Here is an 18,685-nt window from a genome sequence, read left to right as displayed (position 1 = left end):
CCTCCGTCAGGCGGGCGCCAGCAGGGTCCGGCAGGCCGACTCCGCGAGGTGAAGGGCCCTCGCGCGGAGCGCGCCGGGCAGGCCGAGCGCGAGCGGTACGGCGAGTCCGTCCAGCAGCGCGCGGATCTGGGCGGCCCGCTCGGTGGTCGCTCCGGCCGCCGCGGCGAAGGAACCGGAGGCGGTGCCCTCGTCGAGCAGGGCGACCAGGTCGGCGTCCCAGGGGGCCTCGATCTCCAACTGCCCCTGCCGCAGCTCCTCGCTGGCGGGGGAGCGCCCCCACACCTCCACCCAGAGGATCCAGCGCGGATCGCCCGCGCCCTCGGGCAGGTAGAGCCGGGTGTAGTCGCCCAGCCGCTCCCAGACGTCCCGGCCGCCGTCGGCCAGCGCGGTGCGGCGGCGGGCCCCGAGCTGGTCCTCGCTCCAGCGCAGCGTCTCCAGCAGCAGCTGGTCCTTGCTGCCGAAGTAGTAGAGCAGGTGACCGGCGCTCATCTGCAACTGCTTGCCGAGGCCGGCCATGGTCAGCTTGGCGAGCCCGTGTTCGGCGATGGCGGCCCGCGCGGTGGCGAAGACCTCCTCGCGGGGCCGCGCCGGCCGGCGCGGGCGGGCGTCCGCCATGTGCTGCTCTCCTCTGTGCCGCTGCGACCGCGCCGCAGCGGCACCCACGATACCGGCGGCCCCCGAAGCCCCCCCTGACCAGGAGCCCACCGGCTCGACGCCCCACCCCCTCGGCGGACGGCCGCTCCGAGGCGAACCGGATCGGATGGGGGTCCCGCGGTCCGGTGGGAGCCCGGACCCTGCTGATGACGGACGCCCAGCGCAGCCGGCCCGGCTTATCCTCCCGACGCCGACCGCTGAACGACCGCGCCCCCGCTCGGCCACGTGCCGGAGCGGGGGCGCTTTGTCGTGCCCGTGGCTAAGGGCACGACTCACCGAACTTGACCGCCTTGATCGCCACCGGCTGCCCGGCCAGGGCGGCCCCGGGTGCCGGATCCTGGGAGCACACCTGCCAGTTCGACTGAACGAGGATCATCCGGTTCTGCGACGTCGCGTCCTTCGCACTGATCGACGTCGCGCTATCGAGCGAGTCGTGGACCACGGAGACCGCCTTGCCCTTGAAGTCCGGCATGACGGCGTTGGCCTTTGTCGGCCCACCGGCGCCCTGGTCCTGGGCGGGGCACTGCTCGTCGAGCTTCACTGCGGCCATGTCCACTTTGGTGTCAGTGGGTTGCTCGCCGACCGCAGGGCTCTGATGGCAGACCTTCCAGTTGCGGTCGTCGATCTGGTTGCGGGACCGGCCGAGAGCGTCGTGGCTGGTGAGCAGGTAGAAACCCGCCTTCTGCGCGGTGTCCTGGGCAGACTGCAGGCCCATGCCGACGAAGTTGGGAAGGATCGCGCTCTTCGTCTGGCTACCGTTGGTGGGTTCGGCGGTACTCATGCTGCTCGCTGCGGATCCGGCGGCAGCAGTCTGGCTGCCGCTCGTGGTGGCGCTGGGGTCGCAGGCGGCGAGGCTCATGGCGAAGCTGGCGGCGACGAGGGTGAGGATGGTGCGGCGCATGGTCCCCCCTGGGACATGGCGGGTGTGATGAGGGGACCGTATCGGCGTCAGTGGGCGGGTGCACGTGGTGCGGCCGACCTGTGACCGAAGAGCGAATTGGCTGGTCGCCCACCGTAGGAGAAGCCACCGACGGGACAACCTCTCCCCGTTAGGCTGCGAGTATGGCGATCAAGGCTGTGGTGTTCGATGTTGGTGAGTGCCTCGTGGATGAGACTCGCGAGTACGGCACCTGGGCCGACTGGCTGGGCGTGCCGAGGCACACGTTCGTCGCCCAGTTCGGCGCCGTCATCGCACAGGGGATGGACTACCGCGAGACATTTCAGGTGTTCCGGCCGGGATTCGACCTTTACGAGGAGCGCGAACGTCGGGCCGAGGCCGGCAAGCCGGAATGGTTCGGAGAAGACGACCTCTACCCGGACGTCCGTCCCGCGCTCGCTCAGCTTCGGGCCGGCGGTCTGTGGTTGGCGATCGCCGGCAACCAGACGGTGCGCGCCGGCGGGTTGCTGCGCGAGCTGTTCACGGCGGACGTCGATCTAATCGGGACGTCGGACGACTGGGGCGCGAGCAAGCCGGATCCCACCTTCTTCGAGCGGGTCGCCGAGGTGGTCCCGGCCGAGCCGGGCGAGATCCTCTACGTCGGCGACCGGCTCGACAACGACGTGCTCCCCGCTCTCGCGGCGGGGATGCGGGCGGCGCTGATCCGGCGCGGGCCGTGGGGCTGGATCCAGCAGTACGACCCGGCCGCCGGGCGGGCTACGTTCCGGATCGACTCGCTCTCCGAGCTGCCGGAGCTGATTGCCAAGGTCAACGCTGGAGCGAATTGAGCGTGGTGGAAGAGCTGCTGTCCAGTGCCGGCACTGGACAGCAGCTCTCGGTAATCCGGCAGGTCAGGCGCCTCACCTGCCGGAATGTCACACCTTCGGCTGCTGCTGGGTGATGCAGTGGATGCCGCCGCCGTTGGCGAAGATCTCGCGGGCGTCGACCAGTTCGACGGTGCGGCCGGGGTAGGCCTGGCCGAGGATGGCGGCGGCCTCCTGGTCGCGGGGGTCGTCGAAGGCGCAGAGCACCACGGCGCCGTTGGCCACGTAGTGGTTGATGTAGGAGTAGTCGACCGGCTCGCCGTCCTCGTCCGACAGGACGGTGGGGGCGGGGAGTTCGATGACCTCCAGGGCGCGGCCCCGGGCGTCGGTGGACGCGCGCAGGATCGCCACCAGCTCCTGGCACACCTCGTGGTCGGGGTGGGCCGGGTCCGGCTGGACGTGGGCGACCACGACGCCGGGGCGGACGAAGGAGGCGACGATGTCGATGTGGCCGCGGGTGCCGAACTCGTCGTAGTCGCGGGTGAGTCCGCGCGGCAGCCAGATCGCCTTGGTGGTGCCGAGGTGGGCGTGCAGCTCGGCCTCGACCTCCTCGCGGGTCCAGTCGGAGTTGCGGCCCTCGCCGAGCTGCACGGTGTCGGTGACGAGCACGGTGCCCTCGCCGTCGACGTGGATGCCGCCGCCCTCGTTGATCAGGCGGGAGGCGAACCGCTGAACGCCCGTCAGTTCGCTGATGTGCTCGGCGATGTACTGGTCGTTGTCCCAGCGGGCCCAGGACTGCGCGCCCCAGCCGTTGAAGATCCAGTCGGCGGCGGCCAGCGAGCCCTTGCCGTCGATCAGGAAGGACGGGCCGATGTCGCGCATCCAGGCGTCGTCCAGCGGGCGCTCGACGATCTCGACCTCGGGGGCGACGTACTTGCGCGCCTCCTCGGTCTCGCCGGTGTTGACCACCAGCGTCACCGGCTCGTACCGGACGATGGTGTTGGCCACCGCGGCCCAGGCCTCGCGCCCGGCGTGCAGGTGCTCCGGGCTGTCGAAGGTCGGGTTGGTGGTGGGGAACGCCATCCAGGTCCGCTCGTGCGGGTGCCACTCGGCGGGCATCCGGTAGCCGAGCGAGGCGGGGGTGGGGGTCATCTTCGCGTCCTTGGAGGGGAGGTGAGGGTAGGTCAGAGGAAGTACAGGCGGCTGAGCGAGACGCTGTCGGCGGGCTCGGAGCGCAGCGGGTCGCCGTCCAGCGAGACCAGGCCGGTCTCGGTGACCTGCACGTCGCCGATCCGGGCGTTGCGGACCATGTCGCGCGGGCCGATGCCGCGGGTGTTGCGGACGCCGACCCGGCGGCGCCGGGTGGGCATGCCGTCGGCGGCCCGGTCCAGGTAGGCGCCGTCGGCGGCGGCCTGGGCGACGAAGGCGACCGAGAGGTCGGCGGCGGTGGCGCCGTGGGCGCCGAACTGGGGGCCCAGTACGAGGGGTTCGCAGCGGTCGGTGGAGGCGTTGGGGTCGCCCACGACGCCGTAGGCGGGGAAGCCGGCCTTCAGGACGAGCTGCGGCTTGGCGCCGAAGTGGTCGGGGCGCCACAGGACGATGTCGGCGAGCTTGCCGACCTCGATCGAGCCGACCTCGTGGGCCAGGCCGTGGGCGATCGCCGGGTTGATGGTGAGCTTGGCGATGTAGCGCAGGACGCGCTCGTTGTCGTCGCCGCCCTCGGCCGTCCCGTAGGAGCCGGTGCCGTCGAGGGCGCCGAGCTCGGCCTTCATCTTGCCGGCCATGGCGAAGGTGCGGCGCACGGTCTCGCCTGCCCGGCCCATGCCCTGGGCGTCGGAGGAGGTGATGCCGATGACGCCGAGGTCGTGCAGGACGTCCTCGGCGCCCATGGTGCCGGCCCGGATGCGGTCGCGGGCCATCGCGGCGTCGCCGGGGAGGTCGACCTTGAGGTCGTGGGCGGAGACGATCATGCCGAAGTGCTCGCCGAGGGCGTCGCGGCCGAACGGCAGGGTGGGGTTGGTGGAGGAGCCGATGACGTTCTCGACGCCCGCCATCTTGAGGACGTTGGGGACGTGCCCGCCGCCGCAGCCCTCGATGTGGAAGGCGTGGATGGTGCGGCCTTCCAGGACCTTGAGGGTGTCCTCCACGGAGAGGCACTCGTTGAGGCCGTCGGTGTGCAGGGCGACCTGGACGTCGTACTCCTCGGCGACCCGCAGGGCGGTGTCCAGGGCGCGGGTGTGGGCGCCCATGTCCTCGTGCACCTTGAAGCCGGAGGCGCCGCCCTCGGCGAGGGCCTCGACCAGCGGGGCCGGGTCGGAGGAGGAGCCGCGGCCGAGGAAGCCGATGTTGACCGGCCAGGCGTCGAAGGCGTTGAAGGCGTGCCGCAGCGCCCAGGGCGAGTTCACGCCCACGCCCCAGACCGGGCCGAACTCCTGGCCGATGATCGTGGTGACGCCGGAGGCGAGCGAGGCCTCCATGATCCGCGGCGAGAGCAGGTGGACGTGGGTGTCGATGGCGCCGGCGGTGGCGATCATGCCCTCGCCGGAGACGATGGTCGTCCCGGTGCCGACGACGACTTCCACGCCGGCCAGGGTGTCCGGGTTGCCGGCGCGGCCGATGGCGGCGATCCGGCCGTCGATCAGACCGATCGAGGTCTTCCGGATGCCCTGGATCGCGTCGATCACCAGCACGTTGCTGATCACCACGTCGCAGGTGTCGCGGACGGCGGCGGCCTTGAGGTGCAGGCCGTCCCGGGCGGTCTTGCCGAAGCCGGCCAGGAACTCCTCGCCGGGCGCCTGCGAGTCGGACTCGACCCGGACGATCAGACCGGAGTCGCCGAGCCGGATCCGGTCCCCGGCGCGCGGACCGTGCACCGCGATGTAGTCGTGCGGGGTGATGGCGGTCACGATTCCACCTCGGCGTCGTCGAAGTTGGTCAGGTAGCCGGTCGCGCGGGCCTTGGCCAGGGCGGCCTCCTTGGCGCCGGGCGCGTCCAGCGGGCCGTCCACCAGCCCGGCGAAGCCGATCGCGACCCGCTCGCCGCCGATCGGCACCAGGCCGACCTCGACGGTGGCGCCCGGGTCGAAGCGGACCGAGGAGCCGGCCGGTACCGCGAGGTGGGTCCCGTAGGCGGCGGCGCGGTCGAAGGCCAGGCGCGGGTTGGCCTCGAAGAAGTGGAAGTGCGAGGTGACCGAGATCGGCACCCCGGAGGTGTTGTGGACGGGCAGCACCACCGTCTCCTCGACGGGGTCGTAGCCCGTGCCCGCGCCGAGCAGCGCGCCGCCGGGCGCGTCGTCGCCGAGCGAGCCGGCGCCCTTGAACGGGTCGTTCACCACGGCCAGCCGGGTGCCGTCGTCGAACACCGCCTCGACCTGGACCACGGTGACCACGTCCGGGACGCCGGGGAGCACGTCGTCGGCGGTGAGCACGCTGCGCCCGGCCTCGATGGCTTCGGCGAGCCGCCGGCCGTCGCGCGCGGCCTCGCAGACGGTGTCGGCGATCAGGGCGTGCGCTTCGGGGACGTTGAGGCGTACGCCTCGGGCGCGCCGGGCGCGGGCCAGCTCGGCTGCTGTGAAGATCAGCAGCCGGTCCCGCTCGGTGGGGGTCAGTCGCACGGTTCCTCGCTCGCGGTCGCCGGGAGTGCCGATGGGTGCTGGGGGTGTCGGGGGTGCTGGGGGTGCCGGAGGTGACATTAGAACGGCGTTCAAACATCTCGGGTCATTGAACCCGGACCCGGCCGCTCTGTCCAGCGTTGCCCGAAAACGACTCGTACGCATCGCAAACCTGTCCGGCGCGGGCAGTTGGATCACGAGTGCCGCGCCGTGCCCCTTTCACCCCAGGTGATCGGACGCACACTGTTCCAAACGGCGAAAGCTGGGCATGAGGATGGTGGTCAGAACGAGGCGGCCACCCGACCGGCGGGGGATCCGGCAGCGGGTGCCCGGATTGAGGGCGGGGGCAAGTGGTGATGGACGGTCAGTCGCGATTCCCGCGGCAGCGGACGGGCTCGGGGGACGCCTTCCGAGCCAGGCCCCAGGGGGGTGCGCCGGGTGCGTCGGCGGCCACGGGCACGGCGGGCCAGGCACTGCCGAGCATCCCGGCCCCGGGGTGTGCGCTGAACCGCCGGCTGCACGTGACGCTCGACGCGGCCGACCTGGTCGCGGTCGGCGCGGTCCGCCGGCGGCTGCGCTCCGCGCTCGGCCACTGGGGGGTGCCCGAGCTGGCCGACACGGCGGAGCTGCTCTCCTCCGAGCTGGTCACCAACGCGTTGCTGCACACCGGCCAGGGCGCGGTCTTCGACGCGGTGCTCACCGCCGACCTGCGGTTGCGGATCGAGGTCCAGGACAGCGTCACCCGGCTGCCCGGCCGCCGCCGGGACGCGGACGCCGAGTACGCCACCTCGGGGCGCGGGCTGCTGCTGGTCGAGGCGCTGGCCGACTCCTGGGGGGTCCAGCTGCGCGGGGACGGCAAGGTCACCTGGTTCGAGCTGGTCACCGCCTGAGCCGTTCGGGCTGGTCGCCGCCCGCGCTCCCGCCACGTGACGCCCGCCCGCCCGCCTCCGCCTCCGCACCCATCGCGCCGCGCCGCTGCGGTGGCCCCGGCGCCACCCGTTCGGCGCAGTTCCCGGACCCCGGCCGACCCGGCGTCCGAGCCGGGAGGAAAAGGTCGTTCGCCGCCGAACGGCACCTCCGGGCGAAGGGCGGGCCGAAGATTCCCGGTCCGGTGCCATTGCCGCTCGGCCGAACATTGGCGAGGATGGTGGGAATGTGTGTCCACGTGCGGCAAACAGCGGGGAGACCTCACCTCGACTGGTCGCCGCCCGGCCGCACGGTCCGATCGAGCACCACCCACTCACACTGCCCCGCGGCCACGCCGGACACCCGGCGCGGCTCGCCACGGCAGCGGCAGGAGCAGCATGCCCACTGAGCCCGAGTCGCCGGGGCCGGCGCTTCCTCCCGGTCAGTCCACGGCCGGGTCGGGGCGGGCGAGACCACCCGCCCAGGCGGTGCGCAGGCACGCACTGCGGACGACGCCCGGACTCGCCGGGGGCCGGCTGGCGCCGATGCTCTCGGGTGGCCTGCCCGTCGCCTCCGGGGACTCCACGCCGGACTGGCTGGAGCCCGCGATGGCCGCCAACGGCATCGGCTCCTTCGACTGGGACATCCGCCGCGACGTCCTGGAGGGCGACCAGCGGGCCTGCGCGATCATGGGCCTGGACGCGGCCGAGCGGGACCGCTTCGACCGCACCTCGTCCTCCTTCCTGGCCCTGCTGCACCCCGAGGACGCGCCGGTGGTGCGCCGCCGGGTCGAGCGCGCGGTCGCCGAGCTGGGCCAGTGCGGCGCCTACTACCGCACCGTCGGGCCGAGCGGGACGATGCGCGCCGTGCGGTTCCGCGGCCGGGTCCTCGCGGACGCCTTCGGCCGGGCCTCGCGGATGGTGGGCTTCATCTGGGACGCCACCGTCGAGCTGCGCAAGCGCGACCGCGCCGACCGGATGGCCCTGCTGCGGGAGGAGCGCTCGCGGTTCATCAAGGAGGCCGCCCGCGCGCTCTCCGAAGCCGTCACCGTCCGTGACGTCGCCCGGGTCTTCACGGAGCTCCCGCTGCCCGGGCTGCCGCCGGACGGCCTGGTGCTGGCCTCCTTCGAGTCCGGCCGGGTACAGATCCTCGGCGCCTCCGGCTACCAGCCCGAGGAGCTCACCTTCTGGGACCGCTCCGTGCTGCCCGCCGACCACCCGGCGGCCGAGGCGCTGCGCAACCGGGCGCCGGTCTTCATCGCCAGCCGCGAGGAGTTCCTGGAGCGCTACGCGAAGGTGTGGACGCCGACCAGCCGGACCGGCCGCAGCTCCTGGGCCTTCCTGCCGCTGGTCGCCAGCGGCCGGCCGATCGGCGTCTGCCTGGTCAGCTTCGACGACGACCGCCAGCTGGACACCGACGAGCGCACCCTGCTCTCCACCCTCGGCGGCCTGGTCGCCCAGTCGCTGGCCCGGGCCCGGCTGCACGACGCCGAGCACGAGCTGGCGGCCGGCCTGCAGCGGGTGATGCTGCCGCGCACCGTCCCGTCGGTGCCCGGCGTGACCACCGCCGTCCGCTACCTGGCGGCCGGCTCCGGCCTGCAGATCGGCGGCGACTGGTACGACGTCGTCCCGCTGCCCGGCGGGCACGTCGGACTGGTGATCGGCGACGTCCAGGGGCACGACGTGCACGCCGCCGGGATCATGGGCCAGCTGCGGATCGCGCTGCGCGCGTACGCGGCCGAGGGCCACCCGCCGGCGGCGGTGATGGCCCGCGCCTCCCGCTTCCTCGCCGACCTGGACACCGACCACTTCGCCACCTGTACCTACGCCGAGGTCAACGTCGACTACGGCGTGGTCTACGCCGTCCGGGCCGGCCACCTCGACCCGTTGGTCCGCCGCGCCGACGGCACCGCCACCGTGGTCCAGGTGGCCGGCGGGCTGCCGCTGGGCATCGCCCCGGACGAGGAGTACCGGGTCACCCGGTTCAGCCTGGACCCGGGTGAGACGGTGCTGCTCTGCACCGACGGCCTGGTCGAGGCGCGCGGCATGGACCTCGACGACGGGATCGCCCGGCTGGCCGAGGTGGTCGCCGGCCCGCTGGCCGAGCGCCGGGAGGGCCACGCCGACCCGCTGGAGGAGCTGGCCGACCGGATCTCCTCCCAGGTCGCCGACTCCAGCGAGCGCGAGGACGACATAGCGCTCCTGCTGCTGCGCTGGGACGGCCCGGAGGGCGGCCTCGCCGCCCAGCAGCTGCGCCGCCGGATCGGGCAGGCCGACCTCGAACGGATCTCCGAGGTGCGGGCCGAGCTGCGGGACGCGCTGCGCCGCTGGGGCGTGGCCGAGCTGGTGGACACCGCCGAGCTGCTCGCCTCGGAGCTGGTCACCAACGCGATCCGGCACACCGACCGGGACGCCATGTTCACCGCCCGGCTCTACCGCGAGGCGGCGGTGGACGGCGGCCGGGCCCGGCTGCGGGTCGAGGTGGAGGACGAGTCCGACCTCTGGCCGACCCGCCGGACACCGGGGGAGCAGGCCTCCTCCGGGCGCGGGCTGATGCTGGTCGAGGCGCTGGCGGACGGCTGGGGCGTGGAGCCGCGCGGCTCGGGCAAGCGGATGTGGTTCGAGCTCACCGCGACGACGCCGGCGGCCTGACCGGCTCGGCCCAGGGGCGCCGGCCGGCCCTGAGCCGGGCGCCCCTGAGGCGGGCGCGGGTCGTGCGCCGCGCGCTGCCGTCCGGCGCCCGCCCGTCGGCCCTGCGGCGTCCGAGCGGCCCGGCGCCGGCCGGTAGAGCGCTGGCCGGTGGAGCGCCGACCGGCGGGCGGCCTCAGCCGAACTGCTGCTCCAGGTCCTTCAGCTTGCGCTCCAGCGAGTCGAGCCGGGGCAGCGCGACGGTGTCCTCCTCCATCGTGAGGTCGATGGTGCGCCGCTCCGGGCGGGCCGGCAGCCCGGTCTGCACCACCGGGCCCTCGGCGGCCGGCACGGGCGGCTCCACGGCGGGCGGCTCCACGGCGGGGCGCTCCGCCATGGGCCCGCCGGCTATGGCGGGCTCCTGGCCGGCCTCCAGCTGCCGGGCCGCGCCGCGGCCGCGCCAGGCACTGTGGGAGCGGTTGATGGCCCGGATCTCGGCCCGTTCGCGGCGCCCGGCCAGCCTGCGGCGCTCCTTCTCCATGATCTTCTCCCGCTTGTCCTCGCGGACCTCGTCCACCGCCTCGTCCAGGCTGCGCACGCCCTCCAGCAGCATCAGCGACCAGGCCGCGTAGGTCTCGCGCGGGGCGCGCATCCAGCGGACGATCCGGATCTGCGGCAGCGGGCGCGGGACGAGGCCCTGCTCGCGCAGCGCGGCCCGGCGGGTCTGCTTGAGCGCCCGGTCGAACAGCACGGCGGCCGAGAGCGACATCCCCGCGAAGAACTGCGGGGCACCGGCGTGGCCGAAGCCGCGCGGGGCGTGCACCCAGTTGAACCAGGCGGAGGCACCGGCGAACAGCCAGACCAGCAGGCGCGAGCCGAGTGCGGCGTCACCGTGGCTGGCCTCGCGGACGGCGAGCACCGAGCAGAACATCGCCGCCCCGTCCAGGCCGAACGGGACGAGGTATTCCCAGCCGCCGGAGAGGTTGAGGTTCTGCATCCCGAAGCCGACCAGGCCGTGGAACGACAGCGCGGCCGCGACGCCGGCGCAGCAGAACAGCAGCGTGTACGAGGCCGCGCCGTACAGGGATTCCTTGCGGCGGCGGCGTTCCTCGGAACGCTCCCAGGAATCCGAGCCGCCCGGGCCGGCGGATCCCCGATTTCGGACCAGGGCCACCAGCAGGGCGGTGACCAGCAGCACCGCAACGCCGGTGACGGCCCAACCGAGCGGTATGTCGGACAATTTCATCGCCTGGACCAGCCTCGCTTTCCTGCGTCGTGATGGCGGGGACCATCATGGCGGATGCTCGGCCCGAGAATGGCCGATTCTCCGTCAATGCGCTGAGGAGAGGGATTTCTGACGTGGGAGAAGTCCCATTGTCGTATTAATTAAGGGGTGCCATTCCCCGGAATTCCGGGGATTCCGGGGGCCTTCCGAAGGCCGATGCCGTCAACTTCGCGTGACGCGGGGGCAGCCGCCGCACATCTCCTCCGGCCGCACGGTGTAGACGAGGCAGCAACTGGCCCGGGCACGGTCGGTGCCCGAAGCACCTTCGGTCGCGAAGCCCGCGCCGGGGGTGAAGGACGGCGCGCACACGCCGGGCGTGCACGCCCTGGCCACCGGGAGCGCCGGGGCTGCCGCCGGCCCGTCGGCCGCCCGGTCTGGTGCCAGCAGGTCCGAGAGCTCCGCCCGGGCCCGTTCCTCCTCGCCCAGTAGCCCGCCGACGTACCAGAGGCCCTCCACCACCGCGTCGGTCGCCATCGCCCAGAGCATCCGCGGGCTGCGCCGCACCGCCGGGCGGAAGGCGGTCAGCACCGGGGCCAGGAAACCGGCCAGCGCGGTGCGCAGTTCGGCGGCCAGTGCCGCCCCGTCGGCCACCGTCCGGGCGCCGGGCAGCCCGGCCGCCGGGTCGTCCGGCAGGCAGGCGAACGCCCCCGGGCGGGCGGTGAGTTCGCCGGTGGCGCGGCGGATCGAGACGTCCTCGGGGGTGAGCAGCGGCACCCGGCGCTCCAGGAACCAGGGCAGGGTGAACAGCAGCGCCGCCGGCCAGCTGAAGCGGTGCAGGCCGAAGCCGGCCGCGACGTCGGGGCGCAGCGGGCGGCCGTACCGGGCGAGCCCCTCCCGGGCATCGTGGGCGATCAGTTCGGCCAGCGCGTCCGGGTCGGTGAGGAGGTCGGTGCCGCTGATCCAGCCGTCGCCGGTGCGGGGAGGGGCGCTGTGCACCCGCAGTGCCGGGAAGAGCCGGCCGAGTCTGCGGTAGCTGGTGGTGCATGGCGCCGGCGTGCGGGTGACAGCGTGCGCGGGGGTGGTGCGGGGGGCGTACGGCGCGGGGCCGGGTCGGGTGCTGCTCGCGGTCATGGTGCGGGCCCTATCGGGTCGACCGGACCCGTGCCGGACCGTCCGACCCGTGCCCGGCCGGGTTCGGCGGCGGCCGGGCCCGGCCGGCCGGGGCCTGGCGGAGCCCGGGAACGGCAAGGCGAACCTGGCCGGAGTACTGCTCACCCCGACCAGGTTAGGCTCACCTTAGCTGATGGTTCCCCGGGGTTCCCGTTCGACGCGTCCGTCCGGGGGAGCGCCCGGCGTGCGCACCGCGCTCAGCTGGCGTGCGAGCCAGACCGGTACGCCCCCGAGTGCCTGGACCAGCCTGGTCGCCTCGGCCCGCAGCCGGACCGCCTCGTCCGGTTCGGAGACCTCGGCCAGCGCCGCCAGCGCGGGTGCCACCCCGACCGTGAAGCCGAGCTGCTCGCGCAGCCGCAGCGAGGCGTCGAACCCCTCCCGGGCCCGGTCGTGGTCCCCGGCGGCCTGGGCCAGTGCGGCCAGGTGCCGCCAGGTGTAGGAGCGCAGCAGCTCGTCCCCGCGCTCGTCGGCCCCCTCGTGCGCGCGGCGGTAGGCGATCCAGGCCGCCGTCGGGTCGCGCAGCAGGTTCTCCGCGACCAGCCCCCGGCGGAAGTCCAGCAGCGGACGCCCGGGGGCGTCCGGCGGCAGCAGCGCCGAGGTGCGTCCGAGCGCCGCCTGTGCTTCGTCCAGCCGGTCGCGTGCGCCGAGCACGCTGGAGACGTAGGCGAGGAACCCGCGGGCGCAGGAGGCGCCCGCGCGCTGCTCGGTACTGGTCACCAACGCCTCGGCGAGGCGCAGCGCCTGTTCCGCCTGGGTCCAGTTGGCCGCGGTGAATAGGCATTGCTCGATGAGGAGTTCGGCCCGGCCGAGGGCGGCCTCGGGGTCGCGTTCGGCGGCCGGGCGTAACAGCTCGGCGGCCTCCTGCCAGCACGCCCGGGACCGCAGCCGCCATACGGTGTCCCCCGGTTCGCGGGGCGCCGGCCGCCCCCGACCGTCGCTCCCGCCCTGGCCACTCGGGCCCCATCCGTGCTCCGACAACGCCACCTCCTTGTGTGCGCCATCCAGCAGGACGCCGGCCTCTGCCCCCAAGGCCCGCGTTGTGGCGGCAATTCAACACGGGGGTGAGCTTGTGCACCAGATCACGAGCGCAGGTTGTTGCGGGCGAACCGGTTCCGCGTCGATCGCTCCCGGAGGCGGGCGGGTCCGCCGGGACGGCCGGGACCGGTGGGCCGGGCAGGCCGACGGCCCGGGCCGCGGGCGGACGGTGTCGGGCGGGCCGGGCCGGTCGGAGCGGGGTCAGGACGTCCAGCCGGTCTCCATCAGCGCCTCGGCGGCGCCGTTGGCGGGCTGGGGCACTCCGGCGAGGTCCAGGCTGAACAGGGCCACCAGCAACTGCTCGCCGCGCACGGTGGCCTGGTGCGAGTAGCCGGCCAGGGTGAACATCGCGGCGGCCATCTCCTCGGCGTGCAGGGTCTGCAGCCAGAGGCACTCCACGGACTTCACGTCGGCCGGCTCGGTCCAGGTGTCCACCTGGGCGACCATCCGGCTGCCGAGCAGGGTGACGCCGTCGCGCTCCTGGGCCTCCGTCAGCTCCAGGTCGTCGAAGCCCAGCCACTCCAGGTAGCGGGCGGCGGTGAACACGGCGTCCTGCGAAGTGCGCACCGGGTGCGGGCGGAACGGCGCGCGCCGCCGCCAGGGGGTGGCCGAGGCACCGGAGCCGCCGGGCGGGGCCGGGACGGGCGCGTTGAGCGGGTGGGCGGGGTGCGGGCGGGAGTTCTGCGGGCCGGCGGTGCCGAGCTGGCCGGTGGTCGCGCTGCCGCCGAGGCGGGTGGTGCGGTCCACCGGCAGCCGCACGGTCGCGCCGCAGTTGCAGGTGAACTCCGGCTGCGGCCACTGGTCGGAGCGGCCGCAGTGCGGGCAGCGCATATTCAGCCAGGAGTCCTCCCAGGACCGGAACCGCACCTGGACCGGTACGCCGCCGCGCAGCAGCGGCACCTTGAGCGAGGCGCCGCACGGGCAGGGCAGCGACGGCGGCTCGTACAGGTGCTCGCGCCGACAGGCGGGGCAGCGGATCGCCCGGGCGCCACCACCCGCCACCGGCCCGTGCTGTGCGGGGTCGCGTCCGGTGAAGTCGTCGGGCAGTCCGGACATCGCGGGCACCGTCCGTTCGAATCGAGGGGAAGGACGTGTCCCATGCTCCCCGAAACGCGGGGGCCGCGGCGCGGAATGGGGCAATCCTCAGGGACAGATCAGGGGTGTGCGGTCGATCCCTCGTCGGGGAGGAGGAGCCCGCCCCACCCCGTGGGGGGACCGGCCGCCGGTCCGGACCGGGAGAGGATCACCCGGTCGTCCAACGGGCGAGGTCGGCGGGGGTGTCCAGGTCGTCGGGGACGGCGATGTCGGCGCACTCGACGAGCGTGATCCCGTCGGCGTGCGCCGCCAGCAGAGCCCGCGCGCCGGAGTCGCCGGTGGCGCCCGCCGCAGCCTCGGCGAAGTGCCGGGCGCCGATCAGGACGGGGTGCCCGCGCCGCCCCGCGTAGGCCGCCGCCGCCAGCTCGGCGCCGGCCCGGTGGGCGGCGAGCAGCCGGGCCACCGCCGCCGGGGTGACGCCGGGGGTGTCCACCAGCATCACCAGGACGGCCGAGGCCTCCGGCGCCAGGGCGGCCAGCCCGGTCCGCAGCGAGGAGCCCATCCCGCCGGCCCAGTCCGGATTGGCCACCAGCCGGCAGCCCGGCAGATGGGCGGTGGAGCGGACCCGGTCCCCGGCCGCGCCCAGCACCACCGTCACCGAGGCGCAGCCGCCGGCCCGGACCACCCCCGCCGCGTGCTCGACCAGCGGTCGGCCCCGGTACCGGATCAGCGCCTTCGGCCGGCCGCCGAGCCGCCGCCCGCCCCCCGCGGCCAGCACCAGGGCGGCGACCGGCCGATCACCACCCGTCCGGCCGCTGGTCCCCGTGCGGCCGCTGGTCCCCGTGCGGTTACTGCTCCCCGTCCGGTCACTGCTCCCTGTCCGGCCGCTGGTCCCCGTGCTGTCGCGCATGGACCCAGCCTGCCCGTCCGGGGTGCCCCGGCGCAGCCGTAGGAAGCCACAGTTGGACGAACGCACAAGGAGAATCCGCAGGTCGGGGCAGCTCCCCGGTGGTTCGGCCGCTGGTATCCCGGCCCGGTTGCCCCTGTACTGGGCCGATGAACACCGCACCGCGCCCGCTGTCGGACCGCTTCGGCAGGGTCCACACCGACCTGCGGGTCTCCCTCACCGACCGCTGCAACCTGCGCTGCACCTACTGCATGCCGGCCGAGGGCCTGAACTGGCTGCCGAAGGCCGAGGTGCTGAGCGACGACGAGGTGGTCCGGCTGGTGCGGATCGCCGCCGGGCGGCTGGGCATCGGCTCCGTCCGGCTGACCGGGGGCGAGCCGCTGCTGCGCCGCGGCCTGCCCGACCTGGTCCGGCGGATCACCGCCCTCGGCCCCGAGGTCTCGCTGACCACCAACGGCATCGGCCTGGCCCGCACCGCCGACGCGCTGCACCGGGCCGGCCTGCACCGGGTGAACGTCAGCCTGGACACCCTGCGCCCCGAGCGGTACGCGGCGATCACCCGCCGGGACCGGCTCGCCGACGTCCTCGCCGGCCTGGCCGCCGCGCAGGCCGCCGGGCTCGCGCCGGTGAAGGTCAACGCGGTGCCGGTGCGCGGGGTCAACGACGACGAGATCCTCGACCTGGTGGAGTTCGCCGCCGAGCACGGCTACCGGATGCGGTTCATCGAGTCCATGCCGCTGGACGCGCAGGGCGCCTGGGACCGGGCGACGATGGTCACCGCCGACGAGATCCTCGCCGTCCTCGGCACCCGGTGGGACCTCGTCCCGGTCGGCCGGCACGGGAACGCGCCGGCCGAGCAGTGGCGGATCGCCGGCACCGACACCGTGGTCGGCGTGATCGCGTCCGTCACCCGCCCGTTCTGCGGCGGCTGCGACCGCGTCCGCCTCACCGCCGACGGCCAGTTGCGCAACTGCCTGTTCGCCACCGAGGAGTCCGACCTGCGGGCACTGCTGCGCGGCGGCGCGGACGACGACCGGATCGAGGCCGCCTGGCGGGCCACCATCGGGCGCAAGGGCCCCGGCCACGCGATCAATTCCGCCGACTTCGTCCAGCCGGACCGGCCGATGTCCGCGATCGGGGGCTGAGCCCGGCGGGAGGAGGCGGGGCGGGGCCCGGGCGGGCGCCGGGGTGTGAGCTTCGACATGCTCGAACGCTCCGTGCCGCGCCGCCTTGACGGCCCGTGGGGCGACTGGTCTGCTGGGGCGCCGTCAGCCACCCCCCCCAGTCCGGGAGTCCCCGTGCCCGCCCGCCGCACCGCCCTGCTCGCCGCCGCCGCCTTCCTGATATCCACGCCGGCGCTGGCCGGTTGCACCGGGGGTGCCGGGAAGCCGGCCACCGAGGCGGCCGGGCCCGCCGGCGCGGGCACCAGCCCGCTGCAGAACCCCGACGGCACCAGGCCCGGCCTGGCGCCGCTGACCACGCCCGAGGAACGGAAGGCCGGCCGCGACATCATCGCCCATGTCGCCACTGCCGCCGCCGGACCCAAGGACGGCTACAGCCGTGACGAGTTCGGCCCGGCCTGGACGGACAACGTCGACGGCGTCCCGGGTGGCCACAACAACTGCGACACCCGCAACGACCTGCTGGCCCGGGACGGCCGCTCGGTCGAGCGCAAGGACGGTTCGGCCTGCACCGTCACCGCCATGACCATCGACGACCCGTACACCGGGAAGACCGTCCGGTGGAGCAAGCAGCAGGCCTCGAAGATCCAGATCGACCATGTGATGCCGCTGTCCTACGACTGGCAGATGGGCGCGTCGACGTGGGACAAGGCCAAGCGCGTGCAGATCGCCAACGATCCGCTCAACCTCGTCCCGGCCGACGGCTCGCAGAACGCCTCCAAGGGCGACTCCGGTCCGGCCGCCTGGCTCCCGGCCAACACCGCCGTCCGCTGCTCGTACGCGGTGCGCTTCGCCCAGGTCTCGCTGAAGTACCGACTGCCCGTCACCGAGGCGGACAAGAAGGCCATGCTCCAGCAGTGCGGCGGTTGAGGAAACGTTCCGTCACGCTTTGCCCCCCTTCGCCGTCCGCCGGCCGATCACGATATGACCGGTGTGACGGTCAGGTGATATTCGTGTGCGGTGCATTCGATGATCACCCGGTTCTCCCGGCGCGCCCTGCCCGCGGCCGTCGCCGCCGCCCTCCTGGCCGGCTGCGCCGGCTCGGGCGGATCCACCGCCACCGACGCGGCCTCCGGCACGCCGTCACCGGCCGCCGCCCCGGCCACGCCCAGCGCGTCGCCGACCACCCCGCCCACGCCGACGCCCAGGCCCACCGGCGCGGCCGACCCGGCACTGGGGCCCTTCTACGGCCAGCAGATCGCCTGGGCGCCCTGCGCCGACGACCCGAAGACCGCCAAGGTCGACGAGTCGGTGCTGCAGTGCGGCTCGCTCAACGTCCCGCTGGACTACGCCCATCCGGCCGGCGACCCGCTGGCCGTGGCCGTCGTCCGGGTCCCCGTCGCCAGGCAGGACCAGCGGCTCGGCTCCCTGCTGGTCAACCCCGGCGGCCCCGGCGGCTCCGGCGTCGGCATGGTCAAGGCCGCCCCCGCGCAGTTCGACGGCCCGATGCACGACCGCTTCGACGTGGTCGGCTTCGACCCGCGCGGCGTCGGTCTGACCACGCCGCTGAACTGCCTGGACGACAAGGCCCGCGACGAGTGGCTCGCCACCGACACCCCGGGCGACGACCACGGCAAGGTGCTCGCCGACGCCTGCCAGGCCAAGTTCGCCAAGCTGCTGCCGTTCATCGGCACCCGCGACACCGCCCGCGACATGGACGTCCTGCGGGCCGCGCTGGGCGACCAGAAGCTCAACTACTTCGGCATGTCGTACGGCACCTACCTCGGCAGCCTCTACGCCGAGGAGTTCCCCGACCGGGTCGGGCGGCTGGTGCTGGACGGTGCGGTCGACCCGTCCGTGCCGCTGGCCCAGCACAACATCGTGCAGTACGCGGGGTTCGAGCGCTCGCTGCGGCTCTTCGCCGCGTACTGCGCGAAGCAGGACCAGTGCCCGCTCGGCAAGGACCCGGCCAAGGCGGCCGACAAGCTCGCGGAGTTCCTCGACGGTCTCAAGGCGAAGCCGCTCACCACCACGAGCGGGCGCGCCCTCACCGCCAACGCCGCCTGGGCCGGCGTGCTCGACAGCCTCTACGGCGACGAGAAGACCTGGGACGCGCTGCGCAACGACCTCGGGTGGGCCATGGTCCGGAGCAAGGGCGACAACCTGCTCGCCCGCGCGGACGGCGCCTACGGCCGTGACGAGAAGGGCCACTACGGAGTCTCCGCCGACGCCTACACCGCCATCCACTGCGCCGACGGCGCGACCGCCGTCCCGACCGGCGAGGCCCTCCAGGCCGCGTACGCCGACCTGGCGGCGAAGGCCCCGCTGATCACCCGGCACGAGCCGAGCCTGGCGCTGTTCGACCCCGACTGCCGTGCCTGGCCGTTCCGTTCCGCCGAGCAGCCGCACCCGATCGTCTCGAAGAGCGATGCCCCGATCGTGGTGGTCGGCTCGACCGGCGACGCGGCGACGCCCTACGCCTCGGCCGAGAAGCTCGCCGCCCAGCTCGGCAACGCCGTCCTGCTCACCCGCGAGGGCGAGGGCCACATCGGCTACGGGCGGAGCAAGTGCGTCCGGGCCGCGGTCGACGCCTTCCTGACGGACGGCACCGCGCCGGCCGCCGGAACGCGCTGCCCGACCGACTGATCCGCGCCGAACGACGACGGAGGGGACGCACCGCCGCTGGGCGGTGCG

The 18,685-nt window shown here is 74.2% G+C and carries 16 protein-coding genes; 6 read left to right on the top strand and 10 right to left on the bottom strand.

What is annotated here, in order from left to right; genetic code table 11:
- Positions 1-6: 6 nt before the first annotated feature.
- Positions 7-615 (bottom strand): TetR/AcrR family transcriptional regulator, encoded by a 609-nt coding sequence (locus ACFWA9_RS26525; RefSeq protein ID WP_380390225.1) that lies wholly within the window; start codon positions 613-615, stop codon positions 7-9.
- 298 nt (positions 616-913) lie between these two features.
- Entirely contained in the window at positions 914-1,555 is a 642-nt protein-coding gene (locus ACFWA9_RS26520) for a hypothetical protein (protein WP_380390223.1), read from the bottom strand.
- 161 nt (positions 1,556-1,716) lie between these two features.
- Here ACFWA9_RS26520 and ACFWA9_RS26515 point away from each other — a divergent pair, with 161 nt between their 5' ends.
- Positions 1,717-2,379, top strand: coding sequence for an HAD family hydrolase (locus ACFWA9_RS26515; RefSeq protein ID WP_380390221.1), 663 nt, complete (start codon positions 1,717-1,719; stop codon positions 2,377-2,379).
- A gap of 87 nt (positions 2,380-2,466) precedes the next feature.
- Here ACFWA9_RS26515 and ACFWA9_RS26510 read toward each other — a convergent pair whose 3' ends face one another.
- The 3 genes from ACFWA9_RS26510 to ACFWA9_RS26500 are packed head-to-tail and all read right to left on the bottom strand — an operon-like array spanning position 2,467 to position 5,968.
- Complete coding sequence (locus tag ACFWA9_RS26510; RefSeq protein ID WP_380390219.1) at positions 2,467-3,507, bottom strand: agmatine/peptidylarginine deiminase; 1,041 nt, start codon at positions 3,505-3,507, stop codon at positions 2,467-2,469.
- Positions 3,508-3,539: 32 nt separating this feature from the next.
- A complete protein-coding gene (locus tag ACFWA9_RS26505) occupies positions 3,540-5,261 on the bottom strand; it encodes an urease subunit alpha (RefSeq protein WP_380390217.1) in 1,722 nt (573 codons plus the stop codon).
- Positions 5,258-5,968: an urease subunit gamma gene (locus ACFWA9_RS26500; protein WP_329487126.1), complete on the bottom strand. Its 711-nt coding sequence runs from the start codon at positions 5,966-5,968 to the stop codon at positions 5,258-5,260. The genes ACFWA9_RS26505 and ACFWA9_RS26500 overlap by 4 nt, the downstream gene beginning before the upstream one ends.
- Positions 5,969-6,486: 518 nt before the next feature.
- Between ACFWA9_RS26500 and ACFWA9_RS26495 the strand changes: the two genes are divergently transcribed.
- Both ACFWA9_RS26495 and ACFWA9_RS26490 read left to right on the top strand, forming a co-directional pair.
- Positions 6,487-6,855, top strand: coding sequence for an ATP-binding protein (locus ACFWA9_RS26495; RefSeq protein ID WP_352290360.1), 369 nt, complete (start codon positions 6,487-6,489; stop codon positions 6,853-6,855).
- Between the two features lie 504 nt (positions 6,856-7,359).
- Complete coding sequence (locus ACFWA9_RS26490; protein WP_380390215.1) at positions 7,360-9,522, top strand: SpoIIE family protein phosphatase; 2,163 nt, start codon at positions 7,360-7,362, stop codon at positions 9,520-9,522.
- 172 nt (positions 9,523-9,694) lie between these two features.
- On the opposite strand, the gene ACFWA9_RS26485 is transcribed toward ACFWA9_RS26490, so the two are convergent.
- The 5 genes from ACFWA9_RS26485 to ACFWA9_RS26465 form a co-directional block, all read right to left on the bottom strand.
- Complete coding sequence (locus ACFWA9_RS26485) at positions 9,695-10,744, bottom strand: DUF2637 domain-containing protein (RefSeq protein WP_380390213.1); 1,050 nt, start codon at positions 10,742-10,744, stop codon at positions 9,695-9,697.
- Between the two features lie 201 nt (positions 10,745-10,945).
- Positions 10,946-11,854 carry a (2Fe-2S)-binding protein gene (locus tag ACFWA9_RS26480; RefSeq protein ID WP_380390211.1) on the bottom strand — a complete coding sequence of 303 codons (909 nt, stop codon included), beginning with the start codon at positions 11,852-11,854 and terminating at the stop codon, positions 10,946-10,948.
- A 165-nt stretch (positions 11,855-12,019) separates the two neighbouring features.
- Positions 12,020-12,871, bottom strand: coding sequence for a hypothetical protein (locus ACFWA9_RS26475; protein ID WP_380390210.1), 852 nt, complete (start codon positions 12,869-12,871; stop codon positions 12,020-12,022).
- A 258-nt stretch (positions 12,872-13,129) separates the two neighbouring features.
- Positions 13,130-13,984 carry a hypothetical protein gene (locus tag ACFWA9_RS26470; RefSeq protein ID WP_329487120.1) on the bottom strand — a complete coding sequence of 285 codons (855 nt, stop codon included), beginning with the start codon at positions 13,982-13,984 and terminating at the stop codon, positions 13,130-13,132.
- A gap of 187 nt (positions 13,985-14,171) precedes the next feature.
- The gene (locus tag ACFWA9_RS26465; RefSeq protein ID WP_380390241.1) at positions 14,172-14,744 is read right to left on the bottom strand and encodes an NTP transferase domain-containing protein; all 573 of its coding nucleotides are present in this window, start codon (positions 14,742-14,744) and stop codon (positions 14,172-14,174) included.
- 275 nt (positions 14,745-15,019) lie between these two features.
- On the opposite strand from ACFWA9_RS26465, the gene moaA reads away from it, so the two are divergent.
- The 3 genes from moaA to ACFWA9_RS26450 all read left to right on the top strand — a co-directional run bounded on the left by moaA (position 15,020) and on the right by ACFWA9_RS26450 (position 18,637).
- Positions 15,020-16,015: a GTP 3',8-cyclase MoaA gene (moaA, locus tag ACFWA9_RS26460; RefSeq protein WP_380390208.1), complete on the top strand. Its 996-nt coding sequence runs from the start codon at positions 15,020-15,022 to the stop codon at positions 16,013-16,015.
- Between the two features lie 153 nt (positions 16,016-16,168).
- Positions 16,169-16,921 carry an HNH endonuclease family protein gene (locus ACFWA9_RS26455; protein ID WP_380390207.1) on the top strand — a complete coding sequence of 251 codons (753 nt, stop codon included), beginning with the start codon at positions 16,169-16,171 and terminating at the stop codon, positions 16,919-16,921.
- Positions 16,922-17,020: 99 nt separating this feature from the next.
- Positions 17,021-18,637 carry an alpha/beta hydrolase gene (locus ACFWA9_RS26450; protein WP_352290408.1) on the top strand — a complete coding sequence of 539 codons (1,617 nt, stop codon included), beginning with the start codon at positions 17,021-17,023 and terminating at the stop codon, positions 18,635-18,637.
- The last annotated feature ends 48 nt before the right edge of the window (positions 18,638-18,685 follow it).

The organism is Kitasatospora sp. NPDC059973 (assembly GCF_042737525.1).
Classification (GTDB): domain Bacteria; phylum Actinomycetota; class Actinomycetes; order Streptomycetales; family Streptomycetaceae; genus Kitasatospora.
This window is presented reverse-complemented; position numbering and strand designations above follow the sequence as displayed.

Bases quoted from the DNA above. Each gene is read 5' to 3' on its own strand.
- ACFWA9_RS26525 (WP_380390225.1), bottom strand. From the start codon at position 615: ATGGCGGACGCCCGCCCGCGCCGGCCGGCGCGGCCCCGCGAGGAGGTC.
- ACFWA9_RS26520 (WP_380390223.1), bottom strand. From the start codon at position 1,555: ATGCGCCGCACCATCCTCACCCTCGTCGCCGCCAGCTTCGCCATGAGC.
- ACFWA9_RS26515 (WP_380390221.1), top strand. From the start codon at position 1,717: ATGGCGATCAAGGCTGTGGTGTTCGATGTTGGTGAGTGCCTCGTGGAT.
- ACFWA9_RS26510 (WP_380390219.1), bottom strand. From the start codon at position 3,507: ATGACCCCCACCCCCGCCTCGCTCGGCTACCGGATGCCCGCCGAGTGG.
- ACFWA9_RS26485 (WP_380390213.1), bottom strand. From the start codon at position 10,744: ATGAAATTGTCCGACATACCGCTCGGTTGGGCCGTCACCGGCGTTGCG.
- ACFWA9_RS26480 (WP_380390211.1), bottom strand. From the start codon at position 11,854: ATGACCGCGAGCAGCACCCGACCCGGCCCCGCGCCGTACGCCCCCCGC.
- ACFWA9_RS26470 (WP_329487120.1), bottom strand. From the start codon at position 13,984: ATGTCCGGACTGCCCGACGACTTCACCGGACGCGACCCCGCACAGCAC.
- moaA (WP_380390208.1), top strand. From the start codon at position 15,020: ATGAACACCGCACCGCGCCCGCTGTCGGACCGCTTCGGCAGGGTCCAC.
- ACFWA9_RS26450 (WP_352290408.1), top strand. From the start codon at position 17,021: ATGATCACCCGGTTCTCCCGGCGCGCCCTGCCCGCGGCCGTCGCCGCC.